The organism is Paenibacillus sp. Soil750 (assembly GCF_001428045.1).
Lineage (GTDB): Bacteria > Bacillota > Bacilli > Paenibacillales > NBRC-103111 > Paenibacillus_E > Paenibacillus_E allorhizoplanae.
The window spans coordinates 1-16,432 of sequence record NZ_LMSD01000012.1 but is presented as its reverse complement, the minus strand read 5'-3'; the positions used below and the strand labels follow the sequence as shown (position 1 = coordinate 16,432).

Genomic DNA, 16,432 nt, shown 5'->3' with positions numbered 1-16,432 from the left:
ACATTAGCAAACTAATGCGGATAATGACAAGAGGTGACTGGGTATGAGTAAAAAGACAATGTTCGAGAAGATTTGGGATAATCACGTTATTAACCAGGAAGATGGCAAGCCTAGCGTTATTTATATTGATTTGCATCTAGTACATGAAGTAACTTCACCGCAAGCTTTTGAAGGGCTTCGTATGTCCGGTCGTAAAGTTCGTCGTCCTGACTTAACTTTCGCAACAATGGATCACAACGTGCCGACTAAGGACCGTTTCAATATTACGGATCCAATTTCCAAGCAACAAATTGATACACTTTCACAAAACTGCCGTGACTTCGGCGTTACACTTTTTGACTTGGACAGCCTAGATCAAGGTGTTGTTCACGTTATGGGACCTGAACTTGGTCTTACACATCCAGGCAAAACAATCGTTTGTGGCGACAGCCATACTTCGACGCATGGCGCATTCGGCGCACTTGCTTTCGGTATTGGTACAAGTGAAGTTGAACACGTAATGGCAACACAAACTTTGCAACAATCCAGAGCAAAATCCCTTGAAGTTCGTATCACGGGAAGTTTGAAACCAGGCGTTACAGCAAAGGATTTGATCCTTGGTGTTATCGCAAAATACGGAACAGACTTCGCAACAGGTTATGTTATTGAGTACACAGGTGAAGCGATCCGTGGTCTTTCCATGGAAGAGCGTATGACTGTGTGTAACATGTCCATTGAAGGTGGAGCTCGTGCTGGTCTAATTGCACCAGACGCTACAACTTTTAACTACCTGCGTGGTCGTGAGTATGTACCGCAAGGTGCTGATTTCGACGCAGCTGTAGCAGAGTGGACGAATCTTGTTACTGACGAAGGCGCTACTTATGACTGGGTATTGGAATTCGACGCAGATACATTGATCCCGCAAGTAACTTGGGGTACGAGCCCTGGTATGGGTACAAGCGTTACTTCCTTGGTTCCAGATCCACAAAGCTTCGAAACAGAGAACGAACGTAAAGCTGCTGAAAAAGCGCTTGAATATATGGATTTAACACCAGGAACACCTATGACAGAACTGAAAGTAGATTATGTCTTCATCGGTTCTTGTACAAATGGACGTATCGAAGATCTTCGTGCAGCAGCTAAAATTGCGCAAGGTTACTCCGTAGATCCAAGTGTAACGGCAATCGTTGTTCCAGGTTCTGGACGTGTTAAAATTCAAGCTGAAAAAGAAGGCTTGGATAAAATTTTCTCCGCAGCAGGATTTGAATGGCGCGATGCGGGCTGCAGTATGTGTTTGGCGATGAATCCAGACGTACTTCAACCAGGACAACGTTGTGCTTCCACATCCAACCGTAACTTCGAAGGTCGTCAAGGCCGCGGCGGACGTACACACCTTGTTTCCCCAGCTATGGCTGTTGCTGCAGCGATCAAAGGTCATTTCTATGACGTTCGTGATTGGGAAATTAAAGAATACCAACAAGCTTAATTTCGATATTAAACGTATTGTTTAAGATGCTAGTTTTGCTGTAGCAAAACTTTAAGGAGAATGAGAACATGGAAGCTTTCAAACAACATACAGGTCTTGTAGGCCCTGTTGATCGTGTAAACGTAGATACAGATGCAATTATCCCTAAACAATTTCTTAAACGCATTGAGCGTTCTGGCTTCGGACAATTCCTTTTCTTCGAGTGGAGATGGGATGAAGCAGGTAACGTAATCGAGAATTTTCCACTAAATCAAGATCGTTATCAAGGAGCTTCCGTTCTGATTTCCAGAGCGAACTTCGGTTGCGGATCATCCCGTGAGCACGCGCCTTGGGCGATTCAAGATTTCGGATTCCGCGTTATCATCGCGCCTTCCTATGCAGACATTTTCTACAACAACTGTTTCAAAAACAGCATTCTGCCAATCAAATTGTCGGAAGAGCAAGTTGAAGAGTTGTTCCAACGTACTGCGAAGCACGAAGGATACAAATTAAATGTTGATTTAGAAAATAAAAAGCTGACTGATGAGTACGGTCTTGAAATCCACTTTGATTTGGATGAACATCGTCGTCAATTCTTGCTACAAGGCTTGGATGACATCGGATTGACACTTCAACATGAAGCGAAAATTACAGCGTATGAGCAAGCTCACCAAAAACGTTTAGCTTACAAATAAGCAAATGCGAGAAGACGTATCCCCTAGTGGGATACGTCTTTTTTCTTTTTCTTTTCAAGTTTTATATATAAATCTTGCAACTTTTGGCAATTTGCTTCGTCTAATAGATTACTAGAATGTCGAAGTGAAGGAGGTTGTGCTGTCAGGTATAGGTTGATTTTGCTATAATATAAAGGAAGTTGATAGTTTCGTAGAATTAGCTGATTGGTTGCGTTCCTACATCCCCCGAAATCCCCCAATTCCGACATTACATAGAGGTGAATGATGAAATTTCCTGCATTTTGTTTGTTTTTGCTCGCATGTCTGTTGCTGCTGCCAACAACCGCCTTAGGAGCTGAAGCGCCTAAACCGATTAAACTGTATATGAATGAGAAACAGCTCGAAGTCCAAGGTGTTCAACCGCGAATTGTAAATGATAATACAATTGTTCCCGTTCGAATAATCGTCGAACAAATCGGTGCACAAGTGAGTTGGGACGAGGCTACAAGTAAAGTAACCATCGTGAAGGACAAAATTAATATCCAACTCGTGATAAACAATGTAACTGCCATCATTAATGGTAAAAAAGAAACACTAGAAGTAGGACCTAAGATCGAAAATGGCTCAACAATGCTTCCGCTGCGTTTCATTGGTGAAGTATTGGGTATTGAATTTAAGTGGGATGGTGCAACGTCATCCGTACATATGTTTAAACCGACTGAATCGGATTCTAAACCAGTTACGGGCCCTGTTGACGTAGTAGTTCCTGACGGAGGAACTGCAAATCCGGAGACCAAACCTCCAGGAACGAAACCTTCTACCGGGACAAACACAGGAAACGGAACTGGAACTGGAACTGGAACTGGAACTGGAACTGGAACTGGTACAGGTACAGGTACAGGTACAGGTACAATCACGCCAGACCCGTCCGTTCATGTGATTACGTCTATTTCACTATCAGAAACAGAATTTTCAGTCATTGCTAAGGATGGAAGCGTAAGTCCGAAGGTCTTAACTTTATCGAATCCTTCGCGTCTTGTGTTTGATTTCCCTAACACCACATTGGATGAATCACTGCAGAAGCTACTTGTTAAAAATTCAGGAGAATTGCCATCCAAGCAGCCGTTAGTATCCAAAGTGCGATTTTCAAATTTCAACGATAATCCGGCAACAGTTAGAGTTATTCTGGATTTGAACGCGCCAGCGGAGTACCAGACGATTACATCCAAACTTCCTAATCAATGGAAGGCTTCAATTGGTGAAAGGAAATTAACGGTTATCATCGATGCTGGTCACGGTGACAACGATCCTGGCGCACTTTCCATCACGGGTAAGCATGAGAAGGAATTTACACTTGCTACAGCGAAGAAGGTAGAGGCACTATTATCGAAAGATAAGCGGATGCATGTTCTGATGACCCGTGCTGATGATACTTTTATTCCGTTAGATGATCGAGTTTCTTTTGCTAATGATATTTCAGCAGACTTATTTTTATCGATCCACGGAAATAGTGCCAAAGCAACAGTATCAGGAACGGAAACATACTATAACAGGCCAGAAAGCTTAGATTTCGCTAACGTAATTCATAAGTACGCTGTTCCAGCTACTGGGTTTGCTGATCGAAAGGTTCGTCAAGCAGACTTCCGCGTTATCACCAAAACTAGTATGCCTGCAGTCTTGCTTGAAGTTGGTTATTTGTCCAATAAAAATGATGAATCTGCCATGTATAAAGAGACATTCCAGGACAAATTAGCTGCTTCACTTGTTGCCGCGATTAAGGAATATTTGAACCTTAAATAAGCATGTAGACCATCAAGCGGTTCAAACTAGGCTAGCCTGTCTAGGCATAACGCTAAGGAGTGAATAAGATGAACAAAACAAGTCGCCTAGTTCAAGGAGCGCTCCTTGTAAGTGCCATAACATTGTCTGTTACGGCTTGTGGCCAGAAAATTCAATTAACTGGGGCCGCTACTACGGCACCGCAGTCAACTACAACACCAAGTGCAATAACTTCCACACCAACGGCCACCCCGAAACCTACAGTTGCGCCTATGAAGCAGTTGCAGGTAAAAGCCTATTACAGTGACCAAGATGAAATGAAGCTCGTTGAAAAATTGGTCACAGTGAGTGTTGAAAAGGATTCTGATGCGTATGAGGCTGCTCTTAAAGCACTTCAGAAAAGTGATGATCCGAAGGCTATTCCCTTATTTGATGATTTGAAATTCACAAGTGTGAAATTCGATACTGTCAAAGGTGAAATGAAGCTGGATATGACATTCGGCCCCAAAACGCAATTAGGTGCTCCTGGGGAAGAGTTATTCTTACAAGCACTGAAGAAAACGATTTTTCAATTCCCAGAAGTAAAAACATTGTATGTACTTAAAGACGGTAAGCAAGTAGATAGTTTAATGGGACATTTGGAGCTTCCATACCCGATTAAACGACCTACTAATTAGGATCTGAAGAGGAGTTAACTTTGATTATGAAAAATAAGCAATTGGCGAGTGCTATCGTAAGCTCATTAATCATCACAAGTCTAGCAGGTACGCCAGTCCTTGCAGCACCCGTGAATAATTCAACAACTTCAACAACTTCAACGACAACCTCTAATTCGAATGTTCGTCTTTCTTTTAATGATGTGAGTAGTAACTACTGGGGGATTCGCCACATTTCGAAGCTTGCTTTGGAAGGCGTTATTGAGGGAGTAGGCGATGGCATCTATTCACCGGAAACTTCGGTAACGCAACAAGATGTGCTAATTATGGCTACACGGATGATGGGATTACAGGCAGATGTCGATAATTTGTCGTCGGAAACGGTGTTTCCTGATTTCATGTTAGTTGATAAATATGCTCGAAACTACGTAGCACTAGCCCTACAAAAAGGCTTGATTTCAACAGAACAAGAAAAATTAAGAAGTCAAGGTACGAAGCTTGTTGGCAATTGGGGACAACAAAAAGCGACAAGAGAATGGGTGGCTGAAGTTGTCATCCGAGCTATTGGCAAAGCTTCTCTTGCACAAAGTTTATCGAGCCAGGCAACATCATTTACAGATAATACGCAGATCAGCAGCAGTGCATTAGGATTCATTAATGCAGCCGTAGCTCTAAAAATCGTAGATGGGTTCGAGGATGGTTCTTTTCAACCGAAAGGCGCTGTAACACGTGCGCAAATGGCGGCTTTCCTAAGTCGTTCTCAAAAGGACTCGATTACTTTGCCAGAGCGTGCGAAGAAGGGCTATTTGACTAGCCTAACGAGCGGCAGCATCGGTCTTATGGATAAAGACGGGAATACTAGTACGTACAAGATTTCGCCGAATACCGTATTTTTCGGAAATAAAGATGATGTTGCCATATCACCAAAAGTTCTGCAAGAAACATACGAAATATCGATTGTTCAAGTAAACGGAACAGCTTATTATGTAGAAATTCTTAGTGATGAACTGCACATGGACATTCACGAAGGTCAGTTGTTAAAGCTGAATCTGACAACGATGAAAGCAACCTTAGATGATTATGAAAGCTACGATTTAGCGTCGGATGTTGCTGTAACAGATATCGAAGGGCGAGGACTTAGCCTAGGTGAGATTGTTGCTGGCAGCACGATTCAAATTCGTAAAAGTCAACTTGTGGACAGTGACAAATATACATCTATCGTTGTGAAACAAATCCCGGTAAATAAAACAGCGGTTGGCGATATTCAGACGTTAAATAAAGACGCTATGCAATTGACGTTGCTTGAGTCCGCATCAGGTGAGACTGAGACTTTTGGCTTCTCGAGTAATGTAGTTGCGACACTTGCAGATAACACGTTAATTAGTGTAGATGCGATACATGTTGGTGATACGGTAGAGTACACGGTCAAGAATAGTGAGATTGTTAAGATTATCGTTAAAAAGCAAGCGGATGTTGGAACGAGTGTAGAAGGAACGTTCAAACAATTTACGGACGATCATTCTACGATTTTGATCAATAAAACTTCTGGTAAGACAGTCGATGCCTTTGAATTAAGTAATAATCCTAGCGTTGTTATTAATGGTTTAACGAACGCAAGTATTTATGATCTGGCTGCTGGTGATCAATTAAAGCTAGACGTGTTGAATAATAAGGTTACAACAATTACAGTAATAAATCGATCGATTGAGAATTTATATTTTGCCAAAATCATTGATTATAAGGACTCATCTAAAATTCTAACGGTTACAGATAATGCTGGAAATCCAAATGCTTATATTTTAAATGATGGTATTTCCATCACATTTAATGGCAGCAAATTGCCGTTTAGCTCTTTTAGTGGTATTTTTACCCCAGGTAAATATGTAGATGTTCTGGTTTCTAATAAAAAAGTGTTGAGTATTCAGATGTCCACGCAGTTAGACGGTGCATTAACACAATTGAATTTACAGACGAATGATGTCACGTTGAAAACAGATAGTGGGCAAAGCTTAACGTTTAAACTGAACTTTACACCAATCGTTGAAGTTGCAAATAAGCCGAACAGTACGCTTTCTGATTTGAAAGTGGGAGATAAGGTAAGTCTTCTGCTTAGCTATGATCAAACGACTGTAACTAAAATCGTCACAACGAACACGACGATATACAAAACCCTTCTAACCAATGCGAACTTGAAACAAGCTACGGTTATGGATGGCACGAATACGAACTATACAATCGCATTAGATGGTGTTTCCCTTGTGAAAGCCGATGGTACTAGTGCAGAGTTCGCTGATTTGGCGATTGACGACTATGTGAAATTGACATTCAAAGGTCTCGCGATTACGAAGGCAGAGTTAATAACACCGATTCGTGGTAAAGTAACAGCTGTAAATGCAGCAGGTACAAGCTTGACTGTTCAAGATTTTACGGGTAAAAGTCAAGTCATTAGTGCAGGCAGCAATTTCAGTGTGAAACTTAACGGTGGTGCTGACTTGAGTTTCTCCTCCATTAAGGTGGGGGATCGTGTTCAATTGATGAAAGATATCAATGATAAATTGCTCATCCAAGTAGCTGCAGCTTCTAAACGTGAGTTTGATCAATACAGCTCTACGTTGAACCAAGTCTACATGAAAGCTAATAGTGCAAGTGATCGGACTGCGTACAATTTGTTCCCGAGAGCTTACTTCCATAATGGTTCCACAGTTGTACCGGTATCCTCCTATGTATCTGGTGATCAATTGAATCTGTATATCCTTGACAATAAAATTGTTGAGATTGAAAAATAGAAATTTGAACAAAAGTTAGAGGAAAACCGTCTGTATTTGAGATGTTAATCATCTCAAACAGACGGTTTTTTCTATTTTTCAAAAAAAAATGTTTATTTTTTAGAAAATGTTCGCATTTTGACGCTTTCAAGGATTGATTATGACCTAACAATTCGCTAAACTGGAGAATATTACGACCCTAAGGAAGATCAGCTATGACACAGAAGACAGTAAGACATATTCTGGATACGATCGGTGAGCTATATCCGGATGCGCATTGTGAGTTGAACCACAGTAATCCATTTGAATTAACAATTGCTGTATTACTATCGGCTCAGTGTACGGATGAAACCGTGAATAAGGTTACTAAAGACTTGTTTGCGAAGTACAAACGCCCTGAAGACTACTTGGCTGTTCCGTTAGAGGAATTGGAGCAAGATATTCGGAGGATTGGACTATTTCGTAACAAGGCTAGTCATATTCATAAGCTGTGTCAATTGCTACTGGACAAGTTCGGTGGTGAAATTCCTGAGAAGCATGAGCAGTTAGTTGAATTGCCAGGTGTTGGACGTAAGACAGCAAATGTCGTTGTATCGAACGCTTTTGGCGTGCCGGCGATTGCGGTTGACACACATGTGGAACGAGTCTCTAAGCGATTGGGACTTGTGGGCTCGGATGATTCCGTGCTGGAAGTTGAAAAGAAGTTAATGAAGAAAGTTCCGCGAGACGAATGGACGCAAACACATCATCGACTCATTTTCTTTGGTCGATATCACTGTAAGGCACAGAACCCCAATTGCACCTTCTGTCCTCTATTGGACAAATGCCGTGAGGGGAAGAAGCGTATGAAACCACAACCAACTAGGAAAACTATTACAAACAAATGAAATGCTGACAAAGGATGGGATTGAAATGAAATGCATCGCCGTATATACTAATAGCTTTGAATTGTTCTCCGATATTTATGAGCAAGTAATCAATACACCGTTAGCCGATAATGAGGAAAAAGTCATTGAAGGTGTAACTGTCAGTGAATCCGGCGAGGTTCCTCAGAATTACATAGACAAAATGAAAACAAAATCCGAGGTTGTTGTGATGAAAGTGAAGGATTCGGATATTACGATTCTTCAACATCGTGACGTTTTTGAAATTTTCCTACCGGAAAAAGAAAAAATCGCCCTCACGTAAGTCCAGAATCTCCCTTTGGGAGATTTTTTTTCTGTATAGCTGAGAGGTAGTACTAAAGAACAAATCATAGAGGAGCGGAATGAACGAATGACGCAATTGGTAGCTGGAAGCATCACTGTCATGCCGGATGCACTTAAGAAAATGCAGCAAGTGCTTGGGCATGCAGGTGATGATGATAATGCCACGAAAATGGGGCAATTGCTGGATAAGCTCGATAGTGGACGGATGAATATTGCGTTCTGCGGGCATTTCTCTGCTGGAAAATCAACACTTATTAATCAGCTGTGTGGCCAAGCTTTGTTACCATCAAGTCCCATTCCAACGAGTGCTAATATTGTTAGTATTCGAAATGGGCAACCTGGTGCGCATGTAACTCATCGCAGCCATGAAGGGAAGGTCAACCCGCAAGGGATGACAACAACCATTCCACTCAGCGAGTTAGAAGCCTATTGTGTGAACGGAACGGATATCGAAACGGTTGAGATTACTTACCCTATTCCCTTTCTCGGTGAAGATACAGCTTTGCTGGACACGCCGGGCATTGATTCTACAGATGATGCGCATCATCAATCTACGGAATCCGCATTGCATTTAGCTGATGTGGTGTTCTATGTCATGGACTATAACCATGTGCAATCTGAAGTGAATTTAGCGTTCACAAAGAAAATGAAAGAGTGGGGGAAACCGCTCTATCTTGTTGTTAATATGATTGATAAGCATAAGGAATGGGAGCTTCCTTTCGAGCAGTATCAAAGTGGAACGAAGCAAGCCTTCTTAAATTGGGGTATTGAACCTGATGATCTGTTGTTTGTGACGATGAAGGAGCCAGCTCATCCACATAATGAGTACGCTAAGCTCCAGTGGTTGCTGAGCCGGCTTATCGAGCGCGGTGATATCTTGCGAAGCTATAGCATTGATGCATCTGCACGCTATTTGGCTGCTGAGCACAGCAAATGGTTGGCGGAGCAACATGAACCGCAGAAGGCGGAGTTGCTGGAAGCGATCAACGAGGAAGGCGATGTTGAGGACGTTCAAACGTTGGCAGCTGCCAAGCAAGCCGAACTTATGGCATTGAAAAACTTGCCTGAAATGTTAATTACTGAGCTTCGTAAAGATGTTGGCGCCATTATTGAGAATGCAAATATTACGCCTGCGCTAACGAGGGATTATGCTAATGCCTATCTGGTGAGCCGTAAACCCGGATTTAAGGTTGGATTTTTCGGGGGCGCAGCAAAGACTGCTGCAGAGCAAGAGAAACGGCTAACCGCATTTCAGGCCGATTTGGCAGAGCAAGTAGAAGCACAGCTGGATTGGCATTTGCGTGATGCGCTGAAAAAGGCAGCAAGCGAGCAAGGTCAACATGATGCTGCGCTAATTGCACAGATTGAAGCGTTGAAGGTCGAAGTTACTGGTGATTTGATCGGTTCACAAGTGAATACAGGAGCGACGTTTGGCGGCGAGTATACGCTGAATTACATGAAGCAGCTAGCTGGGGAACTGAAGCTGCAGTACCGCAAACTGGCGTTTGCGGTGATTGACATCATCGCGGCTTCGGTCCGCGATAACTCACGTCCAGCCGCCGCTGCGCTAGCGGCTGAGCTGCAAGCACTAAGCGGCCGGCTGAGCGCCAGCCGCGAGATCGCCCGCCTCGAGGAAGCCGAGGCGGCAGCAGAGACCCAGCTGCTGCGCTTGGCCAGCTGGGAAAGACCTTCTGCGCCGGCGCTCCCGGATGCGCAGCAGTACACGGCCATGGAGGAGCCGGCAGCAGCCCCGCTGAGCGGGGCTAACCTGCACGTGACCTCCATGGGCACGATCCTGCAAGCCGCCGCGACTGCGTCGGCGGCTGCAGGCACGGACGCAGCTGCCTCCACAGTTGCAGCTGAAACGTCCGCAGTGCCGTCATCCGTGTTCACCACGGGTGAACACGGGAAGCGCATGGAGCGCAAGGCCGCCGACTTGCAGGCGGCCTCGAGCCTCATCGACGGGCTGCCGTCGATGCGGTCGCTCGCGCGCTCCATGCGTGAGAAGGCGGACCGTCTGCGTCAGCGGACGTTTACGATTGCGCTGTTCGGTGCGTTCAGCGCGGGTAAGTCTTCGTTCGCCAATGCGTTGATTGGTGAACGGGTGCTTCCCGTGTCGCCGAATCCGACGACGGCGGCGATCAACAAGATTATGCCGCCGACGGAAGGTTGGCCGCATGGCACAGCTAAGGTCAAGATGAAGAAGGCTGACGCCATCTTGGAAGATGTCCTGTACTCGCTCCAAATTCTTGGCGTAGAGGCCACGGATATGACTAGCGCTTTGAAGCGGATTAGTCAGCTTTCACCTGCTGACGTAACAGCCAAAGGAAAACCGCATTTCTCGTTCCTGAAAGCCGTTGAAAAAGGCTGGGAAGCAGCCTCCAGTCATTTGGGGACTGAACTGCGGATCACCAAAGATGAATTTTCTGGTTATGTGGCGGAAGAACATAAATCCTGCTTTGTAGAATTTATTGAATTGTATTATTCCAACCCACTGACGGATCAAGGTATCATTTTCGTGGATACACCAGGGGCAGATTCCATTAACGCTCGACACACGGGTGTTGCTTTTAACTATATTAAAAATGCAGATGCCATCCTATTCGTCACTTATTATAACCATGCTTTTTCCCAAGCGGATCGTGAGTTCCTACTCCAGCTAGGCCGTGTGAAGGATAGCTTTGAAATGGATAAAATGTTTTTCATCGTGAATGCAGCTGATTTGGCGGCAAGCGCTGAGGAGCTGGCAGGTGTTGTTAAGCATGTGGAAACGAATTTAGTGCAGCACGGCATTCGTCATCCACGAATTTATCCGATTTCCAGTTACTTGGCAGCAGAGGGTAAAATCAAGGGCGACGATAACTTAGTTGTACAATCGGGTATTCAGCCTTTTGAGCAGCAGTTTGTGCAGTTTACCTTGAATGAGCTTAGTGATGTCGCCATTCACTCGGCTAATCTTGAGCTGCATCGCGCCATCGGTACGATGCAGAAGTGGTTGGAGCGAGCACAGTCAGGTGAGGAAGAACGCAGGTTGCAATTGATCATGCTGGATGAGTCGGAGCAGCAGGGCTTAGATTTGCTTGATGACACGCGGTATGATGCAGAGCTAAAAGAATTGAAGAAGGAAATTCAAGAGTTGATGTACTATGTCAAGCAACGTACGATGTATCGGTTCGGAGAGCTTTATAATTTTGCATTCAACCCTTCAACTTTCCGTGATGAGGCCAAAGATCCGAAAGCCGCACTACAATTCGCTTGGAATGAACTATTACGTATGATTGGCCATGACTTATCTCAGGAGGTTCTAGCCACTACACTGCGTGTGGAGAACCGCATGAATCTCATCAGCACCAAACGGATGAATCGCTGGGGCGAGGAGCTGAGCTTACTGCTTGAAGGCTTTGAGAAGGCTGCCTACGAGTCGAATACGTTTGTGACACCTGAGGTGACAACGAAGCTTGAAGCGTCGGAAGTGAGCTTGAAGCTGCTTCAGAGTTATTTCAAGAATGCGAAGCAATTTTTCGAGGGTGATGGTAAGAGCAAGCTCAAAGCCGAATTAGAAAATCGGATCAATGCGCCGGTTGTTGCTTTTATTGAAAGTCAAACCTCAGAGCTTGAACAAGCGTATGGCATCCAGTTAGAAAATTGGTTAATAGCTCAGAAATCGATCATGGAGCAACAGGTCAAAGAGCACGCAGAAGGGCTTCGTGATGCACTTCAAATGAAGATTGATTTGGATGAACTCATATCTAAACAGCATCAGTTGAAGGCATTTGTTTAGTTGTTAAACAAAAGGGGGACTAGGTTCAGTGGAACTTAGTTGCCTCTTTTTTTGGATTGCTCATGTAAGGGCTTTCAATGGCGGTTATCCCGATGATTTAAAAGAATAGGGGGGATTACTACACGATTTTGTGAATTTATGCCTAATTAAGCGTTTAAATCCGAGTTTCCTCGAATTGCTCACATATAGTGATGGTGTTAAGATTCATAAAGTGTTCACACATTATAAGCGTTTCAAATCTATCCTTTTAAGGAGGGCCCAAAGTGGATGTATTCAGGCAACTGAAGCCATATTTTTGGCCAGAGAAAAAACTGTTTTTTGGAGCTATTGCATGTCTTGCAATCGCTACCGCGCTCGGCTTGGTGTATCCCAATTTACTTCGGTATCTGATTGACGAAGTTATCACCAAGAAGCAATTTGACCTGGTGCCTCGACTGGCACTGATCGTTGTTTTAGTTGTTTCAACGAAAGGGATGTTTCAATTCTTACATGGTCTATGCGGGGGACGCTTAGGAAACCGTGTTGCATTCCACTTACGGAATGCGCTTTACCAAAAGCTTCAATATTTATCTTTCCAGTATTATGATCAAGCTAGAACAGGAGATCTAATGTCCAGGTTGACAGCTGATCTAGAAGCGATACGCCAATTTATTGGATTTGGCTTCGCACAAATGCTGAATGTGTTGTTAATGCTCGTTTTCGGCATGGGCATGATGTTCTCCATCAGTTGGAAGTTAGCTTTACTTACGATGATCACAATGCCATTTCTGGCATTTACGGCAGTGCGCTTTGAAGGAAAAATTCATCCGGCTTTCCGGATGGTACGTCAGTCATTAAGCACAATGACGACGGCTGTTCAGGAAAACATTACAGGTGTACGGACGGTTAAATCTTTTGCTCGCGAACCTCATGAGGTTGCCAAGTTCGCAGCACGCAATGAAGATTACAAGTCCATGAATATTGGATCGTCAGGGATTTGGGCGAAATATTTTCCGATCATGGAAATTCTAGCGAACTTGAGTGTTGTTATTTTACTCGGGGCTGGGGGCTACATGGTTATTGACGGGATGATTTCACTAGGTGAATTAGTTGCCTGCTTTAGTCTCATTTGGTACATAATCGGTCCTATGTGGGGTCTTGGTTTTCACATTAATAACTTTACGCAAACGAAAGCTTCTGGTGAAAAGATTCTAGAGGTTCTACATCAGTACATGCATGTCAAAGATAGCGAAAATGCTGCAGCGCTTACTAAGGTTGATGGGCATGTGCGATTCGATCATGTCACTTTCGCTTATCCCGAGAAACAGCCAGCTCTATATGATTTTACTTTGGATGCGCCTCCAGGCTCTGTTATTGGGCTTTTAGGAAGCACAGGGTCTGGAAAGACTACCGTGATTTCACTGCTCATGAGAGCTTATAACGTGAAAGAAGGCAAGGTAATGTTGGATGGGAAAGATATTCGTTCCTTGCAACTTGAAAGCTACCGCAGCCAAATTTCAACAGTTTTCCAAGAAACATTCTTATTTTCATCTACTATTCGTAACAATATCGCTTATGGTCGCAAGGATGTAACGATGGATGAGATTATCCGCGCAGCTAAACTTGCGAAGGCACACGATTTTATTTCAGAGCTGCCAGAGGGATATAAAACGCTAGTTGGTGAGCGAGGACTTGGGCTTTCCGGTGGTCAGAAGCAACGGATTGCTATAGCAAGAGCCTTGATCAAAGATCCGAAAATCCTCGTTCTAGACGATGCTACGAGTGCGGTTGATATGGAAACTGAGCATGAGATTCAAGCAGGCTTTGGTGAAGTCATGGCAGGTCGTACGACGTTTATCATCGCTCACCGGATCTCTTCGTTGAAGCACGCAGATGAAATCATTGTGCTTGATAAAGGGCGGGTCATTCAACGAGGTACGCATCAAGAACTTTTACAACAAGAAGGCCTATACCGTCAAACGTATGACATTCAGTATGCGGACGGACCGCAAAATCAAACGGCAAAGAACCAAGCAGCAGTTGCTCGTGAAGAAGGTACTTCTCAGGAATCGGTTGATGCCAAAATAAATCCAATCGCTACGCCAGAAAGAAGGTTGGCAAATTGAGTACTACATCGAAGCAAGCTGATGCAGCTTCAACCAATCCAGATTCTCAAACAGGACATCGCTTCGTTTATCAAGATGATGAACTGATCGAAAAGCCTTTTGACTGGGGCCAATTAAAACGCTTGTTTGGTTATATGAAGCCTTATCGAAAACAAATGCTCCCAATTATCATCATCATGATGCTTTTGGGTGCGATTACCAAATTGACAGTTCCACTTCTCATCAGTAAAGCGATTGACAATGCCATTATACCTAAAGATAAGAACCTTCTCTTACTGATAGTTGGTATTATGCTCAGTGTTTATCTCATTCAATGGATTGCGAACACCTTCCGCATCAAATATACGAACATGATAGGGCAACGAGTAATCTACGACCTCCGTCATGACCTTTTTAGTCATATTCAAAAGCTTTCATTCCGGTTCTTCGATACAAGACCAGCTGGATCCGTACTTGTTCGTGTAACAAACTATGTCAATTCGTTACAAGATTTATTTACGAACGGTGTCGTCAATTTATTGATTGATATTGTACAACTGGTAGGAATCATCATCATTTTATTATCCTTTAATTTTAAACTAGGCGCATCGATCATAGTAACAGTTCCGATTATGTTTTTCATATCGACGAAGCTTCGGACCAAAATTCGTCGTTCCTGGCAGGACGTTACGATGAAGCAATCCCGATTAAATGCCCATTTAAACGAATGTATTCAAGGTATTCGTGTCACACAGGCGTACACGCAGGAGAAAGAGAACATTCAATTTTTCACGAAAATGAATATGACCAATCGGTTGTCTTGGAACCGCGCATCCATGTTAAATCAATCCTTTGGGCCACTCATTGAAATTACAGGCGCGATAGGATATTGTATCTTGTTCTGGTTAGGTGCGCATTTGGTTCAAACTGGAGAAATTTCCATTGGTTTGCTAGTAGCTTTTGCAACGTACATTGGGTACTTCTGGGAGCCGATTACGCGACTAGGGCAGATGTACTCACAGTTATTAATTGCGATGGCTTCGGCAGAACGGATTTTTGAATTCATCGATGAGAAACCTACTGTTTCAGAAATCGAGGGTGCCAAGGATTTACCTCATGTACAAGGAAATGTGAAGTTCAAAGATCTCGTGTTTGAGTATGAGCCAGGACGTCCTGCGCTGAACAGAATCAATTTGGATGTAACTGCAGGGCAATCCATTGCACTAGTGGGACATACAGGTTCAGGCAAAAGTACGATCATGAACTTGCTTTGCCGGTTCTATGACCCGAATGAGGGTGTTGTAGAAGTTGATGGTCACGACATCCGTCAAGTGACGATCCATAGTCTTCGCTCCCAAATTGGTGTCGTGCTCCAAGATACGTTTATTTTCTCGGGTACGATTCGCGATAACATTCGCTTTGGCCGTTTAAACGCCACAGACGATGAGATCGAGCAGGTAGCGAAAGCGGTTCATGCGCATGATTTTATAGCTAAGTTGCCCAATGGGTACGATACAGAGGTGCAAGAGCGCGGTAACGTCCTGTCGATGGGACAGCGCCAATTGATTTCATTCGCAAGAGCGCTGCTTGCTAATCCGCGTGTGCTCATTTTGGATGAAGCGACAGCAAGTATTGATACAGATACGGAGCTCAAAATCCAAGAGGCGCTGAAGACACTCTTAGCAGGTCGTACGTCCTTCATCGTGGCACACCGTTTATCAACGATTCGTAATGCTGACAAAATTGTCGTGCTTGATCACGGACGCATGATGGAAATTGGTAATCATGATGAGCTCATGAAGGAACAGAAGATCTACTACGGTTTGATCCAAGCTCAGTATAAATTTTTGCAGGATGCTGTGTAGACACGTAAAGAAGAGGAGCTGCTTAGCCACTTGTGAACTGTGACCCTAATTGTGGACGTTTTAAAAGAAAGACCCCRTGGCCTAATTAGGCCGCTAAAAGGTGACTTCTGAATTCATCAGGAGTCATCTTTTTTAATCCCCATTGGTAACGTTCCGAGTTGTAATACGAAATATAA

At 43.8% G+C, this 16,432-nt stretch carries 11 protein-coding genes; 10 read left to right on the top strand and 1 reads right to left on the bottom strand.

Going from position 1 to position 16,432, the window contains the following annotated elements:
- Positions 1 to 43 precede the first annotated feature (43 nt).
- The 10 genes from leuC (at position 44) to ASL11_RS12265 (ending at position 16,256) form a co-directional block, all read left to right on the top strand.
- Complete coding sequence (gene leuC / locus ASL11_RS12310) at positions 44 to 1,465, top strand: 3-isopropylmalate dehydratase large subunit (RefSeq protein ID WP_056614125.1); 1,422 nt, start codon at positions 44 to 46, stop codon at positions 1,463 to 1,465.
- Between the two features lie 68 nt (positions 1,466 to 1,533).
- Positions 1,534 to 2,139: a 3-isopropylmalate dehydratase small subunit gene (gene leuD / locus ASL11_RS12305; RefSeq protein WP_056614122.1), complete on the top strand. Its 606-nt coding sequence runs from the start codon at positions 1,534 to 1,536 to the stop codon at positions 2,137 to 2,139.
- Positions 2,140 to 2,400: 261 nt separating this feature from the next.
- Positions 2,401 to 3,918: an N-acetylmuramoyl-L-alanine amidase family protein gene (locus ASL11_RS12300; RefSeq protein ID WP_063795562.1), complete on the top strand. Its 1,518-nt coding sequence runs from the start codon at positions 2,401 to 2,403 to the stop codon at positions 3,916 to 3,918.
- Between the two features lie 68 nt (positions 3,919 to 3,986).
- A complete protein-coding gene (locus ASL11_RS12295) occupies positions 3,987 to 4,574 on the top strand; it encodes a GerMN domain-containing protein (protein WP_056614116.1) in 588 nt (195 codons plus the stop codon).
- A gap of 26 nt (positions 4,575 to 4,600) precedes the next feature.
- Positions 4,601 to 7,339, top strand: coding sequence for an S-layer homology domain-containing protein (locus tag ASL11_RS12290; protein WP_056614113.1), 2,739 nt, complete (start codon positions 4,601 to 4,603; stop codon positions 7,337 to 7,339).
- Positions 7,340 to 7,533: 194 nt separating this feature from the next.
- On the top strand, positions 7,534 to 8,205 hold the full coding sequence (gene nth, locus ASL11_RS12285) for an endonuclease III (protein WP_056614110.1): 672 nt from the start codon (positions 7,534 to 7,536) through the stop codon (positions 8,203 to 8,205).
- 25 nt (positions 8,206 to 8,230) lie between these two features.
- Positions 8,231 to 8,506: a hypothetical protein gene (locus tag ASL11_RS12280; protein ID WP_028554377.1), complete on the top strand. Its 276-nt coding sequence runs from the start codon at positions 8,231 to 8,233 to the stop codon at positions 8,504 to 8,506.
- An 87-nt stretch (positions 8,507 to 8,593) separates the two neighbouring features.
- Positions 8,594 to 12,307, top strand: coding sequence for a dynamin family protein (locus ASL11_RS12275; RefSeq protein WP_056614107.1), 3,714 nt, complete (start codon positions 8,594 to 8,596; stop codon positions 12,305 to 12,307).
- A gap of 263 nt (positions 12,308 to 12,570) precedes the next feature.
- Complete coding sequence (locus tag ASL11_RS12270) at positions 12,571 to 14,412, top strand: ABC transporter ATP-binding protein (RefSeq protein WP_082595408.1); 1,842 nt, start codon at positions 12,571 to 12,573, stop codon at positions 14,410 to 14,412.
- Positions 14,409 to 16,256: an ABC transporter ATP-binding protein gene (locus ASL11_RS12265; protein ID WP_056614103.1), complete on the top strand. Its 1,848-nt coding sequence runs from the start codon at positions 14,409 to 14,411 to the stop codon at positions 16,254 to 16,256. Before ASL11_RS12270 ends, ASL11_RS12265 begins: the two co-directional genes overlap by 4 nt.
- Before the next feature lie 85 nt (positions 16,257 to 16,341).
- Here ASL11_RS12265 and ASL11_RS35810 read toward each other — a convergent pair whose 3' ends face one another.
- The gene (locus ASL11_RS35810; RefSeq protein ID WP_235550485.1) at positions 16,342 to 16,428 is read right to left on the bottom strand and encodes an IS3 family transposase; all 87 of its coding nucleotides are present in this window, start codon (positions 16,426 to 16,428) and stop codon (positions 16,342 to 16,344) included.
- Positions 16,429 to 16,432 lie beyond the last annotated feature (4 nt).

Excerpts from the sequence above, each read along its gene's own strand:
- leuC (WP_056614125.1), top strand. The coding sequence starts at position 44 with ATGAGTAAAAAGACAATGTTCGAGAAGATTTGGGATAATCACGTTATT.
- leuD (WP_056614122.1), top strand. The coding sequence starts at position 1,534 with ATGGAAGCTTTCAAACAACATACAGGTCTTGTAGGCCCTGTTGATCGT.
- ASL11_RS12300 (WP_063795562.1), top strand. The coding sequence starts at position 2,401 with ATGATGAAATTTCCTGCATTTTGTTTGTTTTTGCTCGCATGTCTGTTG.
- ASL11_RS12295 (WP_056614116.1), top strand. The coding sequence starts at position 3,987 with ATGAACAAAACAAGTCGCCTAGTTCAAGGAGCGCTCCTTGTAAGTGCC.
- ASL11_RS12290 (WP_056614113.1), top strand. The coding sequence starts at position 4,601 with ATGAAAAATAAGCAATTGGCGAGTGCTATCGTAAGCTCATTAATCATC.
- nth (WP_056614110.1), top strand. The coding sequence starts at position 7,534 with ATGACACAGAAGACAGTAAGACATATTCTGGATACGATCGGTGAGCTA.
- ASL11_RS12280 (WP_028554377.1), top strand. The coding sequence starts at position 8,231 with ATGAAATGCATCGCCGTATATACTAATAGCTTTGAATTGTTCTCCGAT.
- ASL11_RS12275 (WP_056614107.1), top strand. The coding sequence starts at position 8,594 with ATGACGCAATTGGTAGCTGGAAGCATCACTGTCATGCCGGATGCACTT.